The organism is Streptomyces sp. NPDC004542 (assembly GCF_040610035.1).
Taxonomy (GTDB): domain Bacteria; phylum Actinomycetota; class Actinomycetes; order Streptomycetales; family Streptomycetaceae; genus Streptomyces.
The window spans coordinates 14,261-36,099 of record NZ_JBEXLP010000072.1 but is presented as its reverse complement, the minus strand read 5'-3'; the positions used below and the strand labels follow the sequence as shown (position 1 = coordinate 36,099).

The window sequence follows — 21,839 nt, the reverse complement described above, 5'->3', positions numbered from 1 at the left end:
TAGACGACGTCGAAGCCCATGGCGGCGATGGCGTCGAGGCGGTGGGCGGCGGTGCGGAAGGTGCCGTGGGGGTGTTCGGGGGTGCCCTCGGAGCGAGGGAAGAACTCGTACCAGGAGCCGTACAGGGCCCGTTCGCGTTCCACCAGCAGGGGCAGGGTCTCGGAGGCGGTGACCAGTTCCCGCAGCGGATACCGGGCGAGGACCTCGGCCACCTCCGGCGACAACGCCGCCGACAGCCGCCAGGCGGCCGGCCGGTCCTCCTCGCGCAGGGCCGCCGCCGCGGCGAGCACGACCTCGCGCCCGGCCCGCTTCGGCACCCCGGCGGCGGCCCGCTCGTACAGCCGGGCACCCTCCTCGAGCACGAGGCCGGTGTCGATCCCCGCCGGTATCTTGATCCGCGCGTGGTGCCGCCAGGTGGCCACGGGGTCGCTCCAGGCCTCCACGGTGTACGTCCACGGCCCGGGCGCGTCCGGGGTGACCTCCGCGCCCCACCGGTCGGTGCCCGGGGCCAGTTCACGCATCGGCGTCCAGGGCCCCGGCCGGCCCCCGGGGTCCCGCAGGACCACGTTCGCGGCCACGGCGTCGTGCCCCTCACGGAACACGGTCGCGGAGATCTGGAACGTTTCTCCGGTGACCGCCTTGGCGGGCCTGCGGCCGCGCTGGACGACGGGGCGGACGTCGAGGACGGGGATGCGGCCGACGACGGTGCCCCCGGCCGGGGCGGACCGCTCTTCGGAGGGTGGGCCGGCATCGGCCGGAACGCCGGCCGGAGTCCTCGGCCCGGCGCTCTTCCTGCCGGCTGTTCCGCCGGTCGCCTTGCCGGTTGCCTTGCCGGTTGCCTTGCTGGTTGTCGGGGGTGATGACGAGTGGTGCTTGGCGGGCATGACCGCTCCTGTCCGCGTCAACGAGGGTGTGGGCGGATGACTGTGGGGAGGTGGGTCCTGCGGGTAAAACGTGATGCGCCTGGGGAGCGTACCGGAGGAGCCTTCCCACCCGGTTCGGGTGGGCAATCCGGCACTTCGTTAACTACTCACGCGTATGTCTACACACAAGACCAGCCTCCTGAGTGCGGGTACCCCCGGTACCGTCGGGGGAGACGACCAGACGCACAACGAAGTGCGTCTCACACGTACTGCGTCCGAGGTGGAAGTGTGAAGGCGATCCGTCGGTTCACCGTCCGTCCCGTTCTCCCCGAACCCCTCCGGCCCCTGAGCGACCTGGCGCGCAACCTGCGCTGGTCCTGGCACGCGGAGACGCGCGACCTGTTCCAGTCCATCGACCCCGAACGCTGGGCCGCCTCCGGGGGCGACCCGGTCCGGCTCCTCGGAGGTGTGCGCCCCGGGCGCCTCGACGAGCTCGCCGGGGACCGCCGCTTCCTGCGCCGCCTGGCCGCGGCCGCGGACGATCTGGCCGACTACGTGACCGGCGACCGCTGGTACCAGACGCGGTCCGCGGACCTGCCGGCCGCCATCGCCTACTTCTCCCCGGAGTTCGGCATCACGGCCGCCCTGCCCCAGTACTCCGGCGGCCTCGGCATCCTGGCCGGCGACCACCTGAAGGCGGCCAGCGACCTGGGCGTACCGCTCATCGGCGTCGGACTCCTCTACCGGCACGGCTACTTCCGCCAGACCCTGTCCCGGGACGGCTGGCAGCAGGAGCACTACCCCGTCCTCGACCCGCACGAGCTGCCGCTCGCCCTGCTCGAGGAGGCCGACGGCACTCCCGCTCAGGTCTCCCTCGCGCTGCCCGGCGGAAAACGGCTGCGCGCCCGGATCTGGCTGGCCCAGGTCGGCCGGGTGCCGCTGCTGCTGCTCGACTCCGACGTCGAGGAGAACGACCTCGGTGAACGCGGCGTCACCGACCGGCTCTACGGCGGCGGCAGCGAGCACCGCCTGCTCCAGGAGATGCTGCTCGGCATCGGAGGGGTGCGGGCGGTACGGACGTACTGCCGGCTCACCGGCCACCCCGAGCCCGAGGTCTTCCACACCAACGAGGGCCACGCCGGCTTCCTCGGCCTGGAACGCATCGCCGAACTCCACGAGCGGGGTCTGGACTTCGACGCGGGCCTGGAAGCGGTCCGGGCCGGCACCGTCTTCACCACCCACACCCCCGTCCCGGCCGGCATCGACCGCTTCGACCGGGAACTGGTCGCCCGTCACTTCGGTCCCGACGCCGAACTGCCCGGCATCGACGTCGAGCGGATCCTGCGGCTCGGCAGGGAGACCTACCCGGGCGGGGAGCCCCACCTGTTCAACATGGCCGTGATGGGTCTGCGCCTGGCCCAGCGCGCCAACGGCGTGTCGTTGCTGCACGGCCAGGTCAGCCGGGAGATGTTCGCCGGACTCTGGCCGGGATTCGATCCCGAGGAGGTGCCGATCACCTCCGTGACCAACGGGGTGCACGCCCCGACCTGGGTCGCCCCCGAGGTGTTCCGGCTCGGGGCGCGCCAGGTGGGGGCGCAGCGCACCGAGGAGGCGCTCTCCGTCGACGGCACGGACCGCTGGGACGCGGTCGCGGACATCCCCGACCAGGACGTCTGGGAACTGCGGCGCACCCTGCGCGAGCAACTGGTGGTGGAGGTGCGGCAGCGGCTGAGGGCCTCCTGGCGGCAGCGCGGCGCCGGCACGGCGGAACTCGGCTGGATCGACGGCGTCCTCGACCCCGACGTCCTGACCATCGGGTTCGCCCGCCGGGTCCCGTCCTACAAGCGCCTCACCCTCATGCTCCGCGACCGCGACCGCCTGACGGAGTTGCTGCTGCACCCGGAGCGGCCGGTGCAGATCGTGGTGGCCGGCAAGGCGCACCCGGCGGACGACGGCGGCAAGCGCCTGGTCCAGGAACTGGTCCGCTTCGCCGACGACCCGCGGGTCCGCCACCGCATCGTCTTCCTCCCCGACTACGGCATGGCGATGGCGCAGAAGCTCTACCCCGGCTGCGACATCTGGCTCAACAACCCCCTGCGCCCGCTGGAGGCCTGCGGTACCTCCGGTATGAAGGCGGCGCTCAACGGCTGCCTCAACCTCTCCGTCCTCGACGGCTGGTGGGACGAGTGGTTCCAGCCGGACTTCGGTTGGGCCATCCCCACGGCGGACGGCGCGGGCACCGACCCCGACCGCCGCGACGACATCGAGGCCGCCGCCCTCTATGACCTCCTCGAACAACGGGTGGCCCCCCGCTTCTACGAGCGCGGCCGGTCCGGACTTCCCGACCGCTGGATCGAGATGGTCCGCCGGACCCTCACCCTGCTCGGCCCGAAGGTGCTGGCCGGCCGCATGGTCCGCGAGTACGTGGAGCGCCTCTACACCCCGGCCGCGCAGGCGGGCCGCGCGCTGACCCCGGACGCGGCGGAGGAACTGGCCGGTTGGAAGGCCCGGGTGCGGACCGCCTGGCACGGCGTGACCGTCGACCACGTGGAGACGACGGCCACCACGGCCACCGCCGAACTCGGCACCACCCTCGGCGTCCGCGTCCGCGTGGGCCTCGGCGACCTCTCCCCGGACGACGTCGAGGTGCAGGTCGTCTCCGGCCGCGTCGACTCCGAGGACCGCATCACGGACGCCGACGTGATCGCCCTCAAGCCGGCGGGCGGCCCCGGCCCGGACGGCCGCCGGCTCTACGAGGGCCCCCTCTCCCTGGACCGCACCGGGCCCTACGGCTACACGGTCCGCGTCCTGCCGGCCCACCGGCTGCTGGCGTCCGGTGCGGAGCTGGGACTGGTGGCGGTGCCTTCGGAGGAGGGGGTGGAGGGGGCGGGGGTGCTGCTGCGCTGACCCGGGCTCGGGCGGGTCGAGGGACGGACCGGTCGATGCCCCGCTGCCTGGCGGTCATGTCCGTCGTTGGTCCGGGGAGGTGAGGGTGACGATGGTGATGGTGCCGCCGCCGCCCGTCCGCCGGTTGGCCGCGTCGGCTTCCTGTGAGGTGACGTAGTCGCGTTGGGTTCCGTCCGGTGTCGTCAGCCGGTACACGGTGATCGCCCCCCGGGCGTGAGCCTGTCCGCCGCAGTTGCAGCCCATGATGGTCGTTCTCCTTGACGTTCCTTCTGGTGCCGTCGGCCGCCGCCTCGGCCGACGAACTCGGCCGAGGCGGCGGGGAGGTCGCCCCCGGGTCCCACATGCCGTGGGCCCGGGGGCGGTGTGGTGCTGTCTGTCCGTCGGATCGGCGGATCAGGTGATGGTGAACGCTGCGGTGGGGGAGGTGCCGCCGCACGTGGTGACCGTGACGGTCCCCGGGCCCGCGGTGAGACCCGCGGGAACGACGGCGGTGAGCAGGGTGTCACCGAACGGCGTCCAGGTCGCGGGGATGGTGTTGACCCCGTCGCTGAACTCCACCGCGGAGACGTCGTTGAAGCAGGTTCCGTTGATGACGATCTCGTCGCCTGCCGTGCCGGTGGCGGGCGACAGCGAGGTGATGGCCGGCGGCGCGTAGTACGAGAACTGGCTCAGGGCCCCGGCCGAAGGGCTCGAACCGCCGAAGGTGCTGATGACGACGTCCACCGTGTCGATGCACGAGCCAGGGGTCATCGTGTGGGCCGGGGTGGTGAAGGTGGCCTGGCTGGACGAGGAGACGGCGAAGCTGCCGGCGCTCCCACCGCCCACGGTGGCGCCGGTGCCGGTGAGGAAGTTGGTCCCGAACAGCGTGATCGGGGTTCCGCCGGCGGCCGGGCCGCAGGTGGTGCCCACGCCCGTGACGCTCGGCGCGGAGATGAGGAAGAACGGCAGCGAGTTGCTGGTGACGTTCGTGTTGCTGGTCACGCTGACCGGGACCTGCCCGGCGCACTGCGTGGAGGGGACGGTGAGGGAGACCTGGGTGGAGGTGACGGTCAGTCCGCTGGTGACCGTCACCGAACCGAAGTTCACCCTGGTGGTGCTCCCCAGGCCGGTCCCGTTGATCTGGAGCGTGTCTCCGGGCTTGCCCTGGTTGGTGGTGGTCTGGACGTCGACGAGTGACGTGATGGTTGCCATGTCTTTCCTCTGGTTTGGGTTCTCTGGGGCCGGTGGGGGTCCAGTGGGCAGACGGGGTGCTGCCGCACTTGGTGTGTGTCCGCGAGAGGCATCCCGTTGTACGGGCGGGATGAGAAGACCCGGACAAGACAGGCGAGGTGGAAACGCTCGCGTCCGTTGTCGCCACAGCCGGCGCCGGCCGCTGCTTGTGGCGATTTTGTGTGGGGTCCCGATGTCTGGGCCGTGGCCGGGGCCGGGGGCACCGCGGGACCGAAGATGCATTGGCGTCGGGTCGAAGAGCGCGTCGCCAGATTCACCTGAAATCATTACGCCAGAAGTTCAGTACCGGTAACAGGGCGCATTTGGAGCAATGGGGGGTTAGTGTGAAGATAGCTTTAAATACCCTGAAACGGATGAGTCGAATGCGTTCTCGTGCTACCCCTGAGAGGCCCACGGGCAGCCGACGGTGCGCGCAGACAAGAGGATCCCGCCCGGATGGGCGGGATCCTCTTCTTCCTCCACGGGTCCCGCGCCGACCGCGGGGCCCCGGCGCGGCGGCGCTCAGGTGACCTGGTAGTTCCGCATCATCTCGTTGTCCTCGTGCTCGGCCATGTGGCAGTGCCGGACGTGGAGTCCCCGCTGGTCGAACAGCGCCTTGACCCGGGTGACCTGGCCGGGCGCCGTCTGTACGGTGTCCTTCGGGCCCTGCTCGGTGGGGTGCCCCGGCGGCCGTACCGAGGCCCCGCAGGAACACAGCGCCCCCACAGCCGAGCCGGCTTGGACGAATCCTCTTCTGTCCCTGTGTTTCCTTGCGCTCGGGTTCTCTTTCGGGGGCGGACCGGCTCCGTGCCCGTCCGTCAGGAGTGACGTCCGTCCGGCGACGGCGCGGGGGACGGCCGCATCCACGGAGTGCCGCGGTCGTGATCGGCGACCGGGCGCCCGATGCGGCCGTCGGCGCTGGGGATGCCGAAAGCCCGGCTGCCGCGTTCGCCGGCCGCGAGACCGGCCAGAAGGGCTCGTCCTTGTTCTACGAGGGCGTCAGTCGAGCCGGAGCGACGCGACCCCGCACAGGTAGGACAGGGTCAGGGCCGCCGCCGGAATCTGGAGCCAGGGAGATGCGCCGAGGTAGTAGGCGAGTGGTGCCACACCGGCGGCGACCCAGATGCTGGTGCACCAGCTGCACGTCACGAGATACGCGATTTTGGAATCTTCGCCGAAACGATCCGCGACTCGGATCCGGAAGCCGGCCGCGAGCGTGTCCTTGACGACGAACCTCGTTATGCGGCACGTGGCCCCGAGGGCGAGGACGAACTGTGCGAGGTTCACGGTTCCCCCCTTCCGCGTCTTCGCCCCGGAATCCGATCAGGCGGGTCCGGATTCCCCATAAGGGATGAGTTCAGCGGTCTCCGGTGCCGAGGTCACTCGGAATTACATTCTTCTGCGAACGGTAAGGTGGCGGGAGGGCGCACTCGGGTGCAACAGAGCACTCGCGAAGCATTGACATATAGTCATCTAAATTACCCTGGGCGCCCAGTGCTCCGTGTCGGTCTTTTCCTCCCTTTGCTTTACGGGAAAAGAGAGCGCCGTCGTACCTCCCCCGTGACCCAGGCAGCCCCGCCCCGTCCGGCGAGACCGCGCGACGGCCGGCAGGGCCGCCGCTACGACCGTCGGCACGCTCTGTCCGGGTCCTCGACGACCGGCCCGGGAAGCCGTGGGCCGTCTCCTCCGGTGTGCGCCTCCCTCGCATCGCTCGTCCGCGGCCCGCCCCTCTGACGCGTCGTCGTCCGGCGGAGCCCTGTCACTCATCCAGCAGCCGAGCGGATGCCGAGTGCGAGGCGTGAGCGCAGTCTGATCGTGCCTGCTCCCCAAGAACCTTCCAAGGAGACCCTCTCGTGCGACTCGCGAATACGTTCCGCGGTTTCATCCCTGTCATGGCGCTGGCGGTGTCGGCGGGGGCGTATTCCGCTCCCGCCTCCGCCGCCGAGAGCCAAGCGAGGGCAGGCGGCAAGAAGGCCCCCGTCACCGTGCCCTGCGGAGACGCGGCGGCCCTGGTGACCGCGGTCGGCAACGCCAACAGCGCCCCGGGCGGCGGGGTCGTCACCCTGGAGACGGGATGCGTGTACACGCTGACCTCGGTGGCGGCGACCGGCGCCAACGGCCCCGACGGTCTGCCGGTCATCACCGGGAACGTGACCATCACCGGCACCCGAGCGACCATCAGACGCGATGGCTCGGCGCCGGACTTCCGGATCGCCGAGGTGGCCCCGGGCGGGAGCCTCACGGTCAGCGGGGTCACCCTTTCCGGCGGCCGGGCCACCTCGGGGGCGGGCACCGACGGCGGCGGCATCCTCGATCTCGGCACGCTGACCATGGGCGCGTCCAGCCTCAGCGACAACACCGCGAGCAACATCGGCGGCGGCCTCGAAGTCGCCCCGGGGGGCACGGCGACCCTCTCGGCGACCGGCGTGACGCAGAACACGGCCGGTGACGGCGGCGGCATCCACGTCAACCTGTCCGCCAGGCTCACGTACTCCAGCGGCTCGGTCTCCGGCAACGCCGCGACGAACACGGGCGGCGGTGTGGCGAGCTTCGGAACCACGCTGGTGAGTGCCGCCACGATCCGGGGCAACACCACCTCCAACTTCGAGGGCGGCGGTGTCTTCGCCGGAAGCGGCGACTTCACCGTCACCGCCAGCCGGATCACCGGCAACACCGCGGGGAGTTACGGCGGCGGAATCGCGAACTTCGGAAGCACGCTGCAGGTGCGGTCCACCGAGGTGTCGGGGAACACCGCCACGCTGAACGGCGGCGGACTGTTCAGTTTCGCGGGCACCACGGGCCTGACCGCGGACCGCGTCACCGGGAACACGGCCAACGGCGGCCAGGGCGGGGGGATCTTCCGTCAGGGCGGTACGGTGTCGCTCACCGCGACCACGGTTTCAGGAAACAATCCGGACAACTGTGTTCCCGCGCTCGCCGGCTGCACCGGGTGAGCCGTGAGGTGACCCCCTGACGTTCGTTCGACACGCCTCGGACCCCTGGCGCGTACCAGGGGTCCGAGGCGTTTTCCATGCCGGGCTTCGAGCGGGAAAGGGGCGCACTCCGGCGCGCGGCGCGGAATTTCGAAGCTTTTGATTATGGTAATACAAGCTACCGGAAATCCCGTATTCCACCTACCGCACTTATCGCTCTTTTGGTTCACTCGCATCGAGTGAGCGTTTCGGCACCAGGGTGACTCCGGTGTCCGTCCCGTTCCGCGCGCGACTCGCCCTCTCGCGACCGGCCACGAGGGGGGCAACGAGTCCCTCTCACGTCGTCACCTCGCTCGGACGGTCTCCGCCGAAGACCGTGGCGATCCGGGGCCCGCAGGGCCCGCCCCCTCCTCTCGCGATGTCCTCCCACTTCTCTGCCACGTCTCCACGCCGGCGGGACCCGGCGGGCGGCCACGGTCCTCGCCCCGTCCGCTCCCGGCGCATCCGTCCGCAGAGTGACATGAGCAAAAGGAAACGACTCATGGCAGCAGCAGTCATCAACACGGTGGTGGACGAGGCGACCACCACCAACCAGGGCAAGGTCGGCGACACCGTCGACATCAACGGCACGGGGCTGGGCACCACCATCATGGTGAACTTCGGCGCGGCCACCGTCCGTCCGACGTCGGTCTCCCACACCCTGGTGAAGTTCGTGGTCCCCGCCACCGCCCCGTGTTCCGGCCAGGCCCAGGTGAGCGTGCGGCTGTCGAAGGGGATCACGAGCAACGGGCTGCCGTTCTTCATCATCCCCGCGCCGGTCACCTTCTCGTCGAGTCCGGCGTTCCTGCCCACCACGGGTGCCCCGCTCACGGTCCTGGGATCCGGCTTCGCGGCCGGAGGCAAGGTCAACGTGGGTTCCGCCACGGTGGATTTCGGCCCCGGTGGCAGCAACACCTCGGTCACCGTCACGGCGCCGGCGCACACCCCCACGGGCTGCTCCGACGCCCAGGAGATCACGGTCACCACACCCGGCGGCACGGGCACGGCGGGCACCTCGTCCGTCACCTATCAGAAGCCGCCGACCCTCACGAACGCGGATCCGGCATCGGGCACCACCGGAGACCCGGTCGTGATCAACGGCTCGTGCCTCGACAACCTCGTGTCGGTCACGTACACCGACTCGACCGGGAACCACACCGAGACGGACCCCACCGCAGCCGGCTCCGGCACCTCCATCAGCAGCACCGTGCCCGACGGCACGCTGGTCCCGGACTCCGTCAACCCGGGAGTCATCACCGTTCACACCGTCGGTGGCAGCGACACCACACCCTTCATCCTCACCTGACAAGTGCGGACGGGTGACCGATGGAACCACGCACAGCCGCCGCCACCGCCGGCCGCATCGCACGGCACGTCGACGGCCGCCCGCCGCGCCCCGGCCGACGGACATCGGCCGGGGCGCGGCCGTCCGTACGGCACAGAAGGAGAAGAAGCATCATGGCCCCCGTAGTGACCAGCATCAGCCCCACGCAAGGCAGTCCGGCGGGAGGCACCGCCGTCACCATCAACGGCTCCGGCTTCACCGGCGCCTTCGCGGCCAGGTTCGGTTCACAACTCGCCACCAGCGTGGTCGTCGTGAGCGACACACAGATCACGGCCACGACGCCGGCGGGGAGCGGCACGGTCAGAGTGACCGTCACCACCCCGGGCGGAACCAGCACCCAGAACGTGACCTTCACCTACACCCTCGCCGTTCCGGCTCCGGTGATCACGAGCCTCAGCCCTCCCAGCGGGCCTGCGGCGGGTGGGAACACGGTGGTGATCAACGGCACCAATCTCTCGGGTGCGACGTCGGTTCTCTTCGGTGCGACTGCTGCCACGATCACCGGTGTGACGGCGACGCAGGTGACGGTGACGGCGCCGGCGGGGAGTGGGACGGTGAATGTCACGGTCACCACGCCGGGGGGTGTGAGCAACGCGCTTCCGTACACCTACACGGTGGTTCCGGCTCCGGTGATCACGAGCCTCAGCCCTCCCAGCGGGCCTGCGGCGGGTGGGAACACGGTGGTGATCAACGGCACCAATCTCTCGGGTGCGACGTCGGTTCTCTTCGGTGCGACTGCTGCCACGATCACCGGTGTGACGGCGACGCAGGTGACGGTGACGGCGCCGGCGGGGAGTGGGACGGTGAATGTCACGGTCACCACGCCGGGGGGTGTGAGCAACGCGCTTCCGTACACCTACGTCGCCGTTCCGGCGCCGTCGATCAGCACCCTCACCCCTCCCAACGGGCCGGCGGCGGGCGGCAACACCGTGGTCATCACGGGCACCAACCTGAGCGGCGCCACGCTGGTGCTCTTCGGCGCGACTCCCGCCACCATCACCGGCGTCACCCCCACCCAGGTCACCGTCATCGCCCCGGCCGGTCCGCCGTCGGTGGTGAACGTGACCGTGACGACGCCGGGGGGCACCAGCAATCCACTGCCGTACATCTATGTCGCCGTCCCCGTCGTCTTCGACGTGGAGCCGCACTTCGGTCCCGAGGCGGGCGGCAACACCGTCGTCATCTCCGGCAGCAACCTGCTCCTCGCCACCTCCGTCGACTTCGGCCCGAACCCCGCCGCCGCCTTCACGGTGAACTCCGACAGCCAGGTGACGGCGACCGCCCCGGCCGGAACCGGCACCGTCGTGGTCACGGTGACCACACCCGGCGGCACCAGCAGCGTGGGCCCGGGGGACCCGTACTACACCTACCTGGGCACTCCCGTGATCACGACGCTCACCCCGGACACGGGCTCGACGTCGGGCGGTGACGCCATCACCATCAGCGGCTCCCACCTCACCTTCACCGACTCCGTCACCTTCGGAGGAACCCCGGCCCCGTTCGTCGTGGTCTCGGACAACTTCGTCGTCGCGACGGCGCCGCCCCACGCGGCCGGAAACGTCAGCGTCCAGGTCCACACCCCGGGAGGCAACAGCAACACCCTCCCCTTCACTTACTCCTGACCCACCACGGCGGCCGCCCGGCGATCTCTCCACGGAGCCGCTGGGCAGGCCCGGTGCGGGTGGTCGTCACCACACCCGATCCGGTCCCCGGAACAACGGGGACCGGCAGAAGGGCGTCACCGACGGCCATGGCGTCACGGCCACCGTTGAAGACCGGCCCCTCTCGGTAAGGAGGCCGACGGGCGGGCGATGTCCGGCCGGCTGGTCAAGCCTGGAACGCCGGCTTCGAGGTGTCCTTCAGGTGGCCCATGAGAGCCCGCAGGCCGTGCTGTGTCGTAGTGAGAATGACGTCCGGGGCGTCGCTTTCGCGGTCAGGCCTCGGCGGCCTCCGCGCACAGCCGCCTCAGGGCCGCCCCGCAGCGGCGGGCGTACGCGTGCTGCAGGCCGCGGGTCGCCGCTCCGCCCGCCCGGGCGTACCACTTCGCCGGGCGGCTGAAGGCGGCGACCGTCAGCCAGACCGTGCCGTCGCCGGTGCGGTCGACCACGAAGGCTTCCTCGCCGCACTCCGGGTGGCCGGGGAGCGTGCCGTAGGCCCAGCCGGCGCGGCGGGGTTCCTCCAGCGCCCAGACGACGCGGCAGGGGGCCTTGATCAGCCCGGCCAGGGTGACCGTGACGTCCACGTCGGGGGCGGCGCGGTCGGCGGAGGTGTCGAGAGTGACGCCGACCGCGCGGTGCATCTCCCAGGTGAGGACCGCCTCGGCGGCGCGGCGGAAGACCGGCCCGCCCTCGCCTATGCGCGTGCGCACGTGGAGCGGGTGGAAGCCGGGCGGGCAGGCGGCCAGGTTCTCGCGGGTCGCGCCGACCGCCTCGTAGGTGAAGGACATGGGGCCCAAGAGTAGGGCGGCCCCCGGGGCGAAGTCGCTCCCGGGGGCCGCCGTCGTCACCTGCCGGGGTCAGCTGACGTTGACCGCCGTCCAGGCCGCCGCCACCGCGTTGTACTCGGTGCTGCCGGAGCCGTACAGGGCGGACGCCGCGCTCAGGGTCGCCGTGCGGGCGCCCGAGTACTTGGTCGTCGACGTCATGTACGTCGTCAGCGCCTTGTACCAGATCTGCAGCGCCTTGGCGCGGCCGATGCCGGTGACCGTGGAGCCGTTGTACGTCGGGGAGTTGTACGAGACCCCGTTGATCGTCTTCGAACCGCTGCCCTCCGAGAGGAGGTAGAAGAAGTGGTTCGCGACGCCGGACGAGTAGTGCACGTCCTTGCTGCCGACGGAGGAGGACCAGTAGTCGGACGAGCCGCCGTCCTTGCTCGGCTTGTCCATGTAGCGCAGCGGCGAGCCGTCGCCGTTGATGTTGATCTTCTCGCCGATGAGGTAGTCGCCGACGTCGGAGGAGTTGGCGGCGTAGAACTCCACGCCGGTTCCGAAGATGTCGGAGGTGGCCTCGTTCAGGCCGCCGGACTCACCGCTGTAGTTCAGGCCGGCGGTGTTGGAGGTGACGCCGTGGCTCATCTCGTGCCCGGCCACGTCGAGCGAGGTGAGCGGGTGGGTGTTGCTCGAGCCGTCGCCGTAGGTCATGCAGAAGCAGCTGTCGTCCCAGAAGGCGTTGACGTAGCTGCTGCCGTAGTGGACGCGGGAGTAGGCGCCGACGCCGTTGTTCTTGATGCCACTGCGGCCGAAGGTGGACTTGTAGAAGTCCCAGGTCTCCTGCGCGCCGTAGGCGGCGTCGGCGGCCGCCGTCTCGTCGGTGGTGGAGCTGGAGGCGGTGCCGGTGCCCCACGTGTTGGTGGTGTTGGTGAACAGCGTGCCGGTGCCCGAGCTGGTGGTGTGCTTCAGGTTGTACGTGTTGTGGCTGCCGCGCGAGGCGTCGGTCAGCGAGTACGTCGAGCCCGACAGCGTGGTGGTGAGGCTCACGGTGCCCGAGTACAGCGTCTTGCCGGTGCCGGTCGCGTTCTCGATGCCCTGGTACTCGAAGAGCTTCTTGCCGGTGGCGGCGTCGGTGATGACGTGCAGCTGGTTCGGGGTGCCGTCGTCCTGGAAACCGCCGACGACCGTCTCGTAGGCGAGGACGGGCTTGCCGGAGCCGGCCCAGATCACCTTGCGCGCGCCGTCGGCCGCGGTCTTGGCGGAGCCGAGGGTCTTGGCGGCGGTCAGCGCCTGCTTCTCCGCCTTGGACGCGGTGATCTGCGGCTTGAGGGAGGTCACCTTGATGGCCGACTTCGTCGCCTTGGTGACGCCTTCGGTCTTGCCCGCCTTGGAGGTGTGGACGACCAGGTCGCCACCGAGCACCGGCAGGCCCGCGTAGGTGCGCTCGTAGCGGGTGTGGACGGTGCCGTCGACGTCCTTGACGACGTCCTTGACGACCAGCTTCTCCTTGGCGCCCAGGCCTATGTGCTGAGCCGTCTCGGCGGCGCCGGACTGTGCCTTCTGGATCAGGCTGGTGCGGGCGGCGGCGGACAGCGTGGTGGGGGCGGCGGCCAGGGGCTTCGCGGCCGCGGACCCGGTCGGGGCCTGGGCGGAGGCGGTGGTGGCCAGTCCGGTGGAGAGCAGGGCTCCGGCCGCGACAGTGGTGGCGACGGCCAGAACGGTGCGCTTGTGACGCGCGTAGAGGGGGCTCACTCAAGCTCCTTCTTGTGGGGGAGTCCGGGCAGCGTGGGGATACTGGCCGGAGTGTGGCGGTGTGAAGTTGCTGTGTTGTGCGGCGGGTGAAGGAAGAGTGGCACCAGCGCCGCGTACATGTCATGACCCTGCGGTGATGTTGGCTGAAAAGCAGCGTTCGGGGCAGTGTTGCGGCCCTGTTAACGGGTGCCGTCGGGGGAGGCGGACCTCCTTGACCGCACGCTCGCGCGTGGTGCCGCACGCTGGGCCTACGGGAAGGCCGGCTTCCAGGTGTTGATCTTCCCGGTGTCCCGTGCGGCCTGGTCCTGGGCCCTCAACTGCCAAGTAGCATTGGCTGATTCCAATGAGGCGTCCACCGTGTAGGCGGCGTTCACATGGTCCGCCGAGTCGGAGGAACTGAAGTTCTTCGGGCGGTACGAGATGCCCGACGGGCCGACCGGATCGATCGCCGGGTCGCCCCGCCGGGTGTGGCTGATGTCGACCGTCACCTGGAGGTTGCTTGGCGCGTTTTCGCCCCTGCCCGAGACGGTGATGTTCGAGGTGACAGCGGGCCCGTTGTCCGGAATCGACACGGGCGTGGTGTTCTCGTACGAGGTGCCGCCACCGCCGCCGCCACCCGAGTGCGAGCCGACCGTGCGGGTGCCGGTGCGGGCATGCCGGTCAGGGCGACGGTGGCGGCGCGCTGCCGTGGGGGAGGGAGTGCGGGTGTGGGGGGTGCGTCTGCGCGAGGGATCGCTTCTCAACACGGACTCCTTCCGCGTGGCCACGCGTCGCGCGGCCGGGGGAGATCACAGCGGTGAGACTGTGGGGCCGCTGTGAAGCGGCTATGGGAAGGGTCGCAGTGGCGCGCGTGTCTGTCAGGAGCGCGTCAGAAATATGTCCGGAAATGGTTCGTTGACCGGATGTTCGCGTTCGCTATACGGACGCGTACGTCTGTTACGCCTGTTACGCCTGTTCCGTCTGTCCCCCGTGCCACGTGCGCCACAGCGCCGCGTACGCCCCGCCGGCCGCCACCAGCTCCTGGTGCTTGCCGAGTTCGGTGAGGCGGCCGTCCTCCATCACCGCCACCCGGTCGGCGTCGTGCGCGGTGTGCAGGCGGTGGGCGATGGCGATGACCGTACGGCCGTGCAGTACGGCGGCCAGCGCGCGCTCGGTGTGCCGGGCGGTGGCCGGATCCAGCAGGGCGGTGGCCTCGTCCAGGATCAGCGTGTGCGGGCCGGCCAGCACGACCCGGGCGAGCGCGAGCTGCTGGGCCTGCGAGCCGTCCGTGGCCAGGCCGCCGGTGCCCAGGCGGGTGTCCAGACCGTCCGGCAGCTCGCGCACCCAGCCGTCGGCGCCGACCGCGGCGAGCGCCGACCACAACGCCTGGTCGTCGGCCGCCGGTTCGGCGATGAGCAGGTTCTCCCGGACCGTGCCGAGGAAGACGTGGTGCTCCTGGGTGACCAGGACGACCTGGCGGCGCAGCCGTTCCGGCTCCAGCCCGGCGACCGGCACCCCGCCCACCGTCACCGTGCCCGAGCCCGGCGCGTCGACGCCCGCGAGCAGTCTGCTCAGCGTCGTCTTGCCCGCCCCGGACGGACCGACCACCGCCAGCCGCTCCCCGGGCCGCACGGTCAGGTCGACCCCGCGCAGGACCTCGCCGCCACGCTCGTACGCGTACCGCACCCCGCGCACGTCGATCCGGTCGTCCGCCGGTTCGGACCGGGCGGCCCCCGCCTCCGCCCGCGGTGCCCCCGCCAGCCCCTCCACCCGGGCGAACGAAGCGCTGCTGCTCTGCAGTTGCTCCACCCGCATCAGGATCTGGTCCAGCGGCTCCGTGAACTGCCGCAGGTACAGCGCGGCGGCCACCACCGCGCCCAGCCCCACCGCGCCGCGCTCGTGCAGCCACCCGCCGAGCAGCAGCACGCCCGCCACGGGGAGGGTGTAGGTCACGTCGACCGCCGGGAAGAACACGGTCCGCAGGCGGAGCGTGTAGAAGCGGGTGCGGCGGGACTTCTCCAGCGCGTCCCGGCTCGCCGCGATCCGCCGCTCGTGCAGCCGGAACGCCTCGACCGTCCTGGCCCCGGCCGCGGTCGACGCCACGATCTCGGCGACCTCGGAGGTGGCCGCCCCCTCGGCGAGATAACCGTCCCGGGCCCGGCGCAGGTACCAGCGCAGCGCGAGCCAGATCGGGGTCAGGCAGAGCACTCCGAACAGACCGAGGAGCGGGTCGAGCGCGAACACCGCGCCGAGGACGAACAGTGCCTGCGCGGTGCACACCAGCAGTTCCGGGCCGACGTCCCGCAGCGTGCTGCCGACGGTCGCCACATCGGCCGTGCCGCGCGCGGTCAGGTCACCGGTACCGGCCCGCTCCACCGTCGACGCGGGCAGCGCCAGCACCCGGCCGACGTACCGCTCACGCACCCGGGCCAGCGTCCGCTCCCCGAACCGGTGCCCCACGTACCGCGCCCAGCGGGCCAGCAGCAACTGGGCCAGCGAGCAGAGCAGGATCCACAGCGCCAGCCGGTCCACCGCTCCGGCCCCGTGTCCCGCCCGCACCTCGTCGACGATCCGCCCGACCAGCCACGGCCCGGCGAGCCCCGCGACGGCCGCCAGCGCGTTGAGCACCAGCGTGGCGGCGAACGCCCGCCCGTCGGCCCGCACCAGCCGCACGGTCGCCCGCCGCACCCCGGCCCGGTCCGCGACCGGCAGCAGTCCCTCACCCGTCGTCATCGTCACCGCACGGCCTCCTCGGCGGTCCCCGGCACGGCGTCCCTGCCGTCCGTGCCACCTACGTCGTCCACGTCGTCCATCTCGTCCATGTCGTCCTCGACGGAGCGAGCCACCAGTGCCCGGTACGCCGGCTCCTCGGCGAGCAGCCGCCGGTGCGGCCCGCTCGCCGCGACCTTGCCGTCCACCAGGAACAGCACCTCGTCCACCCGGTCCAGCACCAGCGGCGAGGTGCTCGTCACGACCGTCGTACGGCCTTCCCGCGCCTCCCGCAGCCGCCCGGCCACCGTGGCCTCCGTGTGCGCGTCCAGCGCCGAGGTCGGCTCGACCGCGAGCAGCACCTCCGGGTCGGCCAGCAGCGCCCGTACCAGCCGGATCCGCTGGCGCTGCCCGCCGGAGAGGCTGCGGCCCTGCCCGGCGACGGCCGAGTCCACCCCGTCCGGCAGCCCGCGCACGACGTCCTCGGCGGCGGCCGCGTACACCGCCCGGCGCAACGCGGCCCCGTCGGCGGTGTGTCCGGCGGCCACGACCTCCCTGAGGGGTCCGGCGAACAGGTCCGCCTCGTGGTCGGCGACCAGGATCCGGGCCCGTACGTCGGCCAGCGGGACCGCGTCGAGCGGCCTCCCGCCCCAGGTGGCGCCGGTGGGGCCGTACCGGCCCAGGCGGTCGACGACGGCGGCGGCCTCGGCTGGCCGGACGGCGACCAGCCCGACCAGCCGGCCCGGAGCCACCCGCACCCCGGACGCCGGGTCGTGCAGTTCGGCCGGCCCGTCCGGCGCGGGCAGGGTACCCCCGTCCGGCTCCGGCTCCAGCCGCAGCAGCCGTACCACCCGGCGGGCGACCACCACCGCCCGGTTCAGGTCGTAGGCCATCTGCACGAAGAACGCCACCGGCCCGATCAGCACCGCCACATAGCCGTACACGGCCACCAACTCGCCGATCGTGAGCGACCCCTGGGCCGCCAGCCGGGCCGCGAGCCAGGTCACCACGGCCAGGAACAGCGTGGGCAGGCCCATGCCGAGCGCCTGCATCCAGCTGGCCACGGCGCCCACCCGGTAGCCCTGCGCGCGCAGCCGCTGCGAGTCCTTCCGGAAGGCGTCTGCGATCAGCCCCTTGCCGCCGAGGCCGTTGAGTACGCGCAGCCCGCCCGCCAGGTCGCCGATGCGCGCCGCCAGCACGCCCTGCCGCTCCCGGTACTCGCTCTCCGCGCCCTGCAGCCGCAGGGTCAGCGGCCCGGTGAGCAGCGCGATCACCGGTACCCCGAGCAGCACCACCGCGGCCAGCGGAGCGGAGACCGACAGCAGCAGCCCGGCCACCACCAGGTAGACCACCACCGAGCCCGCCCCGGGCCCGACCACGGTCAGTGCCTGGGCGATCGTCTGCACGTCCCCGACCCCGATCGTCACGACCTCTCCGGCCCCGGCCCGGCGCGGCAGCGTGGCCCCGAGCCGGACCGCGTGCCCCACGACGACCTTGACCGTGCGGAAGTTGGCGTCCATCCGCACCCGCGTCATCGTCCGGTGCCGCATGACGCCCAGCCAGGCGTTGAACGCCCCGACCGCGAACAGCACCAGCGTCCACCGGGCGAGCGCGCCCAGGTCGCCCGGCACCAGCCCGTCGTCGATCGCCCGGGACATCAGGTACGGCGTCGCGGCCAGCAGCGTCATCCAGGCACTGCCGAGCAGCGCCCCGGCGAGCGACCGGCCGGGCTGGCAGCGCACCAGCCACCACAGGTACCACCAGCCGCCACGGCAGTCGGGCGTGCCGGGATCCTCGTACGCGTCGATCATCCGTCCCCCGTTCCCCCGGCTCCGCGACCGGGCTAGGTGACCTGGCTTCCGTACTCCGCGACCGCGCTCCGCGACCGCGCTCCGCTACGCCAGGCTGTCCCGCCACGCCCGGTGCAGGTCCGCGAACCTGCCCGTGCCCGCGATCAGTTCGGCCGGCTCGCCGTCCTCGACGATCCGGCCGTGCTCCATCACCAGGACCCGGTCGGCGATCTCCACCGTGGACAGGCGGTGCGCGATCACCACCGCCGTACGGCCCCGCAGCACCGTCGACATGGCCCGCTGCACCGCGCGTTCACCCGGCACGTCCAGCGAACTGGTCGCCTCGTCCAGGATCAGCACCGCCGGATCGGCCAGCAACGCGCGTGCGAACGCCACCAGTTGGCGCTGCCCGGCCGAAATGCGCCCGCCCCGCTTGCGGACGTCCGTGTCGTACCCGTCGGGCAGCGCGCCGATGAACTCGTGCGCCCCGATCGCCTTCGCCGCCCGCTCGATCTCCTCGCGGGTCGCGTCCGGCCGCCCGATGGCGATGTTGTCGGCGACCGTGCCGGAGAACAGGAACGCCTCCTGCGTCACCATGATCACTCCGCGCCGCAGTTCGGGCACGGCCAGCTCGCGCAGGTCCACGCCGTCCAGCAGGACCCGGCCCGCGGAGGGGTCGTAGAACCGGGCCAGCAGCTTGGCCAGCGTCGACTTGCCCGCGCCCGTGGAGCCGACGACCGCGACCGTCTGTCCGGCGGGGATCGTCAGGTCGAAGCGGGGCAGCACCTCGCCGCCGGTGCGGTAGGAGAACCCGACGCCGTCGAAGACGACCTCGCGTCCGGGGTGTTCGCCCTCGAGGACCGGAAGCTGCCTGGGGCGTGACGGCTCCGGCACGGACGGCGTCTGCGCCAGCAGGCCCGCGATCTTCTCCAGGGAGGCCGCCGCCGACTGGTAGGAGTTCAGGAACATGCCCAGCCGGTCGATGGGGTCGTACAGCCGCCGCAGGTACAGCACCGCCGCCGCCAGCACGCCCAGCGCCAGCGAACCCGAGGCCACCCGGTAGGCGCCCCACAGCACGATTCCCGCCACGGCAGTGTTGGCCACCAGCCGGGAGCCGACCACGTAGCGGGCCATCTCCAGCAGGGCGTCGCCGTTGGTCCGCTCGTGCCGCCGGTTCAGCACCCGGAAACCGGCGTCGTTCACGGCCTCGCGGCGGAAGGCGCGCACCGGCCGGATGCCGTTCATCGTCTCGACGAACTTGACGATCACCGCAGCGATCGCCGTGGAGCGGGCCCGGAACACCCGCCCCGCGCGCCGCCGGTACATCCGCACCAGCAGGTACAGCGGTACGAAGGAGGCCACCGCGACCGCGCCCAGGCCCAGGTCCAGCCAGAGCAGCATCGCCGCGATGTACACGAAGGACAGGACGACCGTGACGAGTTCCTGCAAGCCCTCGCTGAGCAGCTCCCGCAGCGACTCGACGTCCGTCGTGGCCCGGGAGATGAGCCGGCCGGAGGTGTACCGCTCGTGGAAGTCGACGCTCAGCGCCTGCGCGTGCCGGAAGATACGGCCGCGCAGATCCAGCAGCACGTCCTGGTTGACCCGGGCGGAGGCCTCGATGAACGCGAACTGCAGCGCCCCGGAGACCAGCGCGCACAGCAGATAGCCGGCGCCCACCGCGATCAGCGGCCCGTGGTCGCCGTGCTCGCGCAGCGCCGGCACGGCCCGGTCCAGGGCGTACGCCACCAGCAGCGGGCCCGCCTGGACGGCCGCCTGCTGGAGCAGCAGCAACAGCGTGGTGCCCGCCACCCGGGTCCGCATCGGGGCGAGCAGCGACCGCAGCAGGGCCGCCGTGGCGCCGGGCGGGGTGGGCAGGACGTCGCGGTCGAAGGGGTCCTCGGCGGCGGGCGGGCGGGGGAGTTCCTCCTCCTCGTCGGGGGTGGGGACCGACGTGGTGGGGGCGGCGGTCATCGTGCGTCCTCCTCTTCCCGGCGCACCTTCACGGACTTCTCCCCGGGCACCTTCACGGACTTCTCCCCGGACTCCTCGCCGTGCTCCGCGCCGGACTCGACGCCGGACATCAGGTGGGCGTACTCGGCGTTGGAGCGCAGGAGTTCCTGATGGGTGCCGACGGCGGCGATGCGGCCCCCCGAGAGCAGGGCGACCCGGTCGGCGAGCAGCACCGTGGACGGGCGGTGGGCCACGATCAGCGCGGTGGTGTCGGCGAGGACCCGGCGCAGCGCGGCCTCGACCGCGGCCTCGGTGTGCACGTCGAGCGCGGACAGCGGGTCGTCGAGGACCAGGAACGGGGGTCTGCCGACCACGGCCCGGGCCAGCGCCAGCCGCTGCCGCTGCCCGCCGGACAGGCTCAGGCCCTGCTCGCCGACCTGGGTGTCGGTGCCCTGGGGCAGCCTGTGCGCGAACCCGGCCTGGGCGACGGCGAGCGCCCGTTCCAGCTCCGGGGCGCCGGCGTCGTCGCCCGCGCCCATGAGAACGTTGTCGCCGACGCTCGCCGAGAACAGCGTGGGCTCCTCGAAGGCGACGGCGACCCGGGAGCGCAGCCGGGCGCGGGACATCGCGGTGATGTCCACGCCGTCCAGCGTGATCCGGCCCGACGTGACCTCGTGCAGCCGGGGGACCAGCGCGGTGAGGGTGGTCTTGCCGCTGCCGGTCGCTCCGACCAGGGCCATGGACTCGCCGCGGCGGATGTGCAGGTCGACGCGGTCGAGGACGGGAGGGGAGCCGGGCGGGGCGTCGGGGTAGCGGAAGCGGACACCGTGGAACCGGATGCCCTCGTCCCTGTCGGCGGGCGCGGTCACGTCGGCGCCCTCGGACTCCGGCTCCTCGTCCAGTACCTCGAAGTACCGTTGCGTGGCGGTCGCCGCCTCCTGGCTCATCGCCAGCAGGAAGCCGATGGAGTCCACGGGCCAGCGCAGCGCGAGGGCCGTCGACAGGAACGCCACCAGCGTCCCCGCCGACAGCTGACCGTCCGCCACCCGTACGGCCCCCCACACCAGCGTCACCCCGATCGCGAGCTCCGGCAGGGTGACGATCACCCCCCAGATCGCCGCCAGCAGCCGGGCCTTGCGCAGCTCCGTCCCGCGCAGCCCGGCCGACAGTTCCCCAAACGCCCGCGCCTGGCTGCGGTGCCGTCCGAACCCCTTGATGACGCGGATGCCGAGGACGCTCTCCTCCACGACCGTCGTCAGGTCCCCGACCTGGTCCTGGGCCTGCCGCGCCACCTGGGCGTACCGCCGTTCGAAGACGAAGCAGGTCACCATCACGGGCACGGCCGGGCCCAGGATCACCAGTCCCAGCACCCGGTCCTGCATCAGCATGATGACCACACCGACGAGGATCGTGACCGAGTTGACCAGCAGGAAGGTCAACGGGAAGGCCAGGAACTGGCGCAGCAGCATCAGGTCGGTGGTGGCCCGCGAGAGCAGCTGGCCGGAGGCCCAGCGGTCGTGGAAGGCCACCGGCAGCCGCTGCAGATGCCGGTACAGCCCCGCCCGCAGCTCCGCCTCGACGTGCGACAACGGCCGCGCCACCAGCCACCGTCGCAGCCCGAACAGCAACGCCTCCGCGAGGCCGAGCAACAGCAGGTACAGCGCGCCCAGCCACACTCCCCGCGGGTCCCGGTCGGCGACCGGCCCGTCCACCAGCCACTTCAGCACGAGCGGGATGACCAGCCCCGTACAGGAGGCCACGACCGCGACGAACGCGGCGGCGGACCAGCGTATCCGCGCGGGCCGGACGTATGGCCACAGGCGTAGCAGCACACGGACGGTCGAACGGTCTTCGGCGGTGGTTGCACGTGTCGTGGGCATCACCGCGAGCCTACGGACCGCCACTGACGACGCCCACCGAGTTTTGGCCGGACCG

At 71.8% G+C, this 21,839-nt stretch carries 15 protein-coding genes and 1 pseudogene; 4 read left to right on the top strand and 12 right to left on the bottom strand.

Going from position 1 to position 21,839, the window contains the following annotated elements; translation table 11 throughout:
- On the bottom strand, window positions 1-884 hold an 884-nt coding region (locus ABZX30_RS29090), incomplete at its 3' end, for a maltotransferase domain-containing protein (protein ID WP_355938572.1).
- 267 nt (window positions 885-1,151) lie between these two features.
- On the opposite strand from ABZX30_RS29090, the gene ABZX30_RS29085 reads away from it, so the two are divergent.
- Complete coding sequence (locus ABZX30_RS29085) at window positions 1,152-3,770, top strand: glycosyltransferase family 1 protein (protein ID WP_355938570.1); 2,619 nt, start codon at window positions 1,152-1,154, stop codon at window positions 3,768-3,770.
- A 54-nt stretch (window positions 3,771-3,824) separates the two neighbouring features.
- Here ABZX30_RS29085 and ABZX30_RS29080 read toward each other — a convergent pair whose 3' ends face one another.
- The 4 genes from ABZX30_RS29080 to ABZX30_RS29065 all read right to left on the bottom strand — a co-directional run bounded on the left by ABZX30_RS29080 (window position 3,825) and on the right by ABZX30_RS29065 (window position 6,266).
- Window positions 3,825-4,013, bottom strand: a complete 189-nt coding sequence (locus ABZX30_RS29080) for a hypothetical protein (protein WP_355938568.1) — start codon at window positions 4,011-4,013, stop codon at window positions 3,825-3,827.
- 150 nt (window positions 4,014-4,163) lie between these two features.
- Window positions 4,164-4,961 carry an IPT/TIG domain-containing protein gene (locus ABZX30_RS29075; RefSeq protein WP_355938566.1) on the bottom strand — a complete coding sequence of 266 codons (798 nt, stop codon included), beginning with the start codon at window positions 4,959-4,961 and terminating at the stop codon, window positions 4,164-4,166.
- Between the two features lie 540 nt (window positions 4,962-5,501).
- Entirely contained in the window at window positions 5,502-5,705 is a 204-nt protein-coding gene (locus ABZX30_RS29070) for a multicopper oxidase domain-containing protein (RefSeq protein WP_355938564.1), read from the bottom strand.
- A 273-nt stretch (window positions 5,706-5,978) separates the two neighbouring features.
- Window positions 5,979-6,266 (bottom strand): hypothetical protein, encoded by a 288-nt coding sequence (locus tag ABZX30_RS29065; protein WP_355938562.1) that lies wholly within the window; start codon window positions 6,264-6,266, stop codon window positions 5,979-5,981.
- Between the two features lie 566 nt (window positions 6,267-6,832).
- On the opposite strand from ABZX30_RS29065, the gene ABZX30_RS29060 reads away from it, so the two are divergent.
- The 3 genes from ABZX30_RS29060 to ABZX30_RS29050 all read left to right on the top strand — a co-directional run bounded on the left by ABZX30_RS29060 (window position 6,833) and on the right by ABZX30_RS29050 (window position 10,918).
- Window positions 6,833-7,933, top strand: a complete 1,101-nt coding sequence (locus tag ABZX30_RS29060) for a right-handed parallel beta-helix repeat-containing protein (protein ID WP_355938560.1) — start codon at window positions 6,833-6,835, stop codon at window positions 7,931-7,933.
- Between the two features lie 520 nt (window positions 7,934-8,453).
- Entirely contained in the window at window positions 8,454-9,257 is an 804-nt protein-coding gene (locus ABZX30_RS29055; RefSeq protein ID WP_355938558.1) for an IPT/TIG domain-containing protein, read from the top strand.
- Between the two features lie 152 nt (window positions 9,258-9,409).
- Window positions 9,410-10,918 (top strand): IPT/TIG domain-containing protein, encoded by a 1,509-nt coding sequence (locus ABZX30_RS29050; RefSeq protein WP_355938556.1) that lies wholly within the window; start codon window positions 9,410-9,412, stop codon window positions 10,916-10,918.
- Window positions 10,919-11,229: 311 nt separating this feature from the next.
- Here ABZX30_RS29050 and ABZX30_RS29045 read toward each other — a convergent pair whose 3' ends face one another.
- The 7 genes and pseudogenes from ABZX30_RS29045 to ABZX30_RS29015 form a co-directional block, all read right to left on the bottom strand.
- Complete coding sequence (locus ABZX30_RS29045; protein WP_355938555.1) at window positions 11,230-11,742, bottom strand: DUF1990 domain-containing protein; 513 nt, start codon at window positions 11,740-11,742, stop codon at window positions 11,230-11,232.
- A gap of 69 nt (window positions 11,743-11,811) precedes the next feature.
- Complete coding sequence (locus tag ABZX30_RS29040) at window positions 11,812-13,476, bottom strand: M4 family metallopeptidase (RefSeq protein WP_355938553.1); 1,665 nt, start codon at window positions 13,474-13,476, stop codon at window positions 11,812-11,814.
- Window positions 13,477-13,724: 248 nt separating this feature from the next.
- Window positions 13,725-14,108, bottom strand: a pseudogene (locus tag ABZX30_RS29035) (proprotein convertase P-domain-containing protein); the annotation flags it as partial.
- A 313-nt stretch (window positions 14,109-14,421) separates the two neighbouring features.
- Window positions 14,422-16,188, bottom strand: coding sequence for an ABC transporter ATP-binding protein (locus ABZX30_RS29030; protein WP_355938574.1), 1,767 nt, complete (start codon window positions 16,186-16,188; stop codon window positions 14,422-14,424).
- Window positions 16,189-16,190: 2 nt separating this feature from the next.
- Window positions 16,191-17,975: an ABC transporter ATP-binding protein gene (locus tag ABZX30_RS29025; RefSeq protein ID WP_355938551.1), complete on the bottom strand. Its 1,785-nt coding sequence runs from the start codon at window positions 17,973-17,975 to the stop codon at window positions 16,191-16,193.
- An 84-nt stretch (window positions 17,976-18,059) separates the two neighbouring features.
- Window positions 18,060-19,925, bottom strand: a complete 1,866-nt coding sequence (locus ABZX30_RS29020; protein ID WP_355938549.1) for an ABC transporter ATP-binding protein — start codon at window positions 19,923-19,925, stop codon at window positions 18,060-18,062.
- The gene (locus ABZX30_RS29015) at window positions 19,922-21,784 is read right to left on the bottom strand and encodes an ABC transporter ATP-binding protein (protein ID WP_355938547.1); all 1,863 of its coding nucleotides are present in this window, start codon (window positions 21,782-21,784) and stop codon (window positions 19,922-19,924) included. Before ABZX30_RS29015 ends, ABZX30_RS29020 begins: the two co-directional genes overlap by 4 nt.
- Window positions 21,785-21,839: the final 55 nt, after the last annotated feature.

Coding starts and splice junctions, on each gene's coding strand:
- ABZX30_RS29080 (WP_355938568.1), bottom strand. CDS start 4,013: ATGGGCTGCAACTGCGGCGGACAGGCTCACGCCCGGGGGGCGATCACC.
- ABZX30_RS29075 (WP_355938566.1), bottom strand. CDS start 4,961: ATGGCAACCATCACGTCACTCGTCGACGTCCAGACCACCACCAACCAG.
- ABZX30_RS29055 (WP_355938558.1), top strand. CDS start 8,454: ATGGCAGCAGCAGTCATCAACACGGTGGTGGACGAGGCGACCACCACC.
- ABZX30_RS29050 (WP_355938556.1), top strand. CDS start 9,410: ATGGCCCCCGTAGTGACCAGCATCAGCCCCACGCAAGGCAGTCCGGCG.
- ABZX30_RS29045 (WP_355938555.1), bottom strand. CDS start 11,742: ATGTCCTTCACCTACGAGGCGGTCGGCGCGACCCGCGAGAACCTGGCC.
- ABZX30_RS29030 (WP_355938574.1), bottom strand. CDS start 16,188: ATGACGACGGGTGAGGGACTGCTGCCGGTCGCGGACCGGGCCGGGGTG.
- ABZX30_RS29025 (WP_355938551.1), bottom strand. CDS start 17,975: ATGATCGACGCGTACGAGGATCCCGGCACGCCCGACTGCCGTGGCGGC.
- ABZX30_RS29020 (WP_355938549.1), bottom strand. CDS start 19,925: ATGACCGCCGCCCCCACCACGTCGGTCCCCACCCCCGACGAGGAGGAG.
- ABZX30_RS29015 (WP_355938547.1), bottom strand. CDS start 21,784: ATGCCCACGACACGTGCAACCACCGCCGAAGACCGTTCGACCGTCCGT.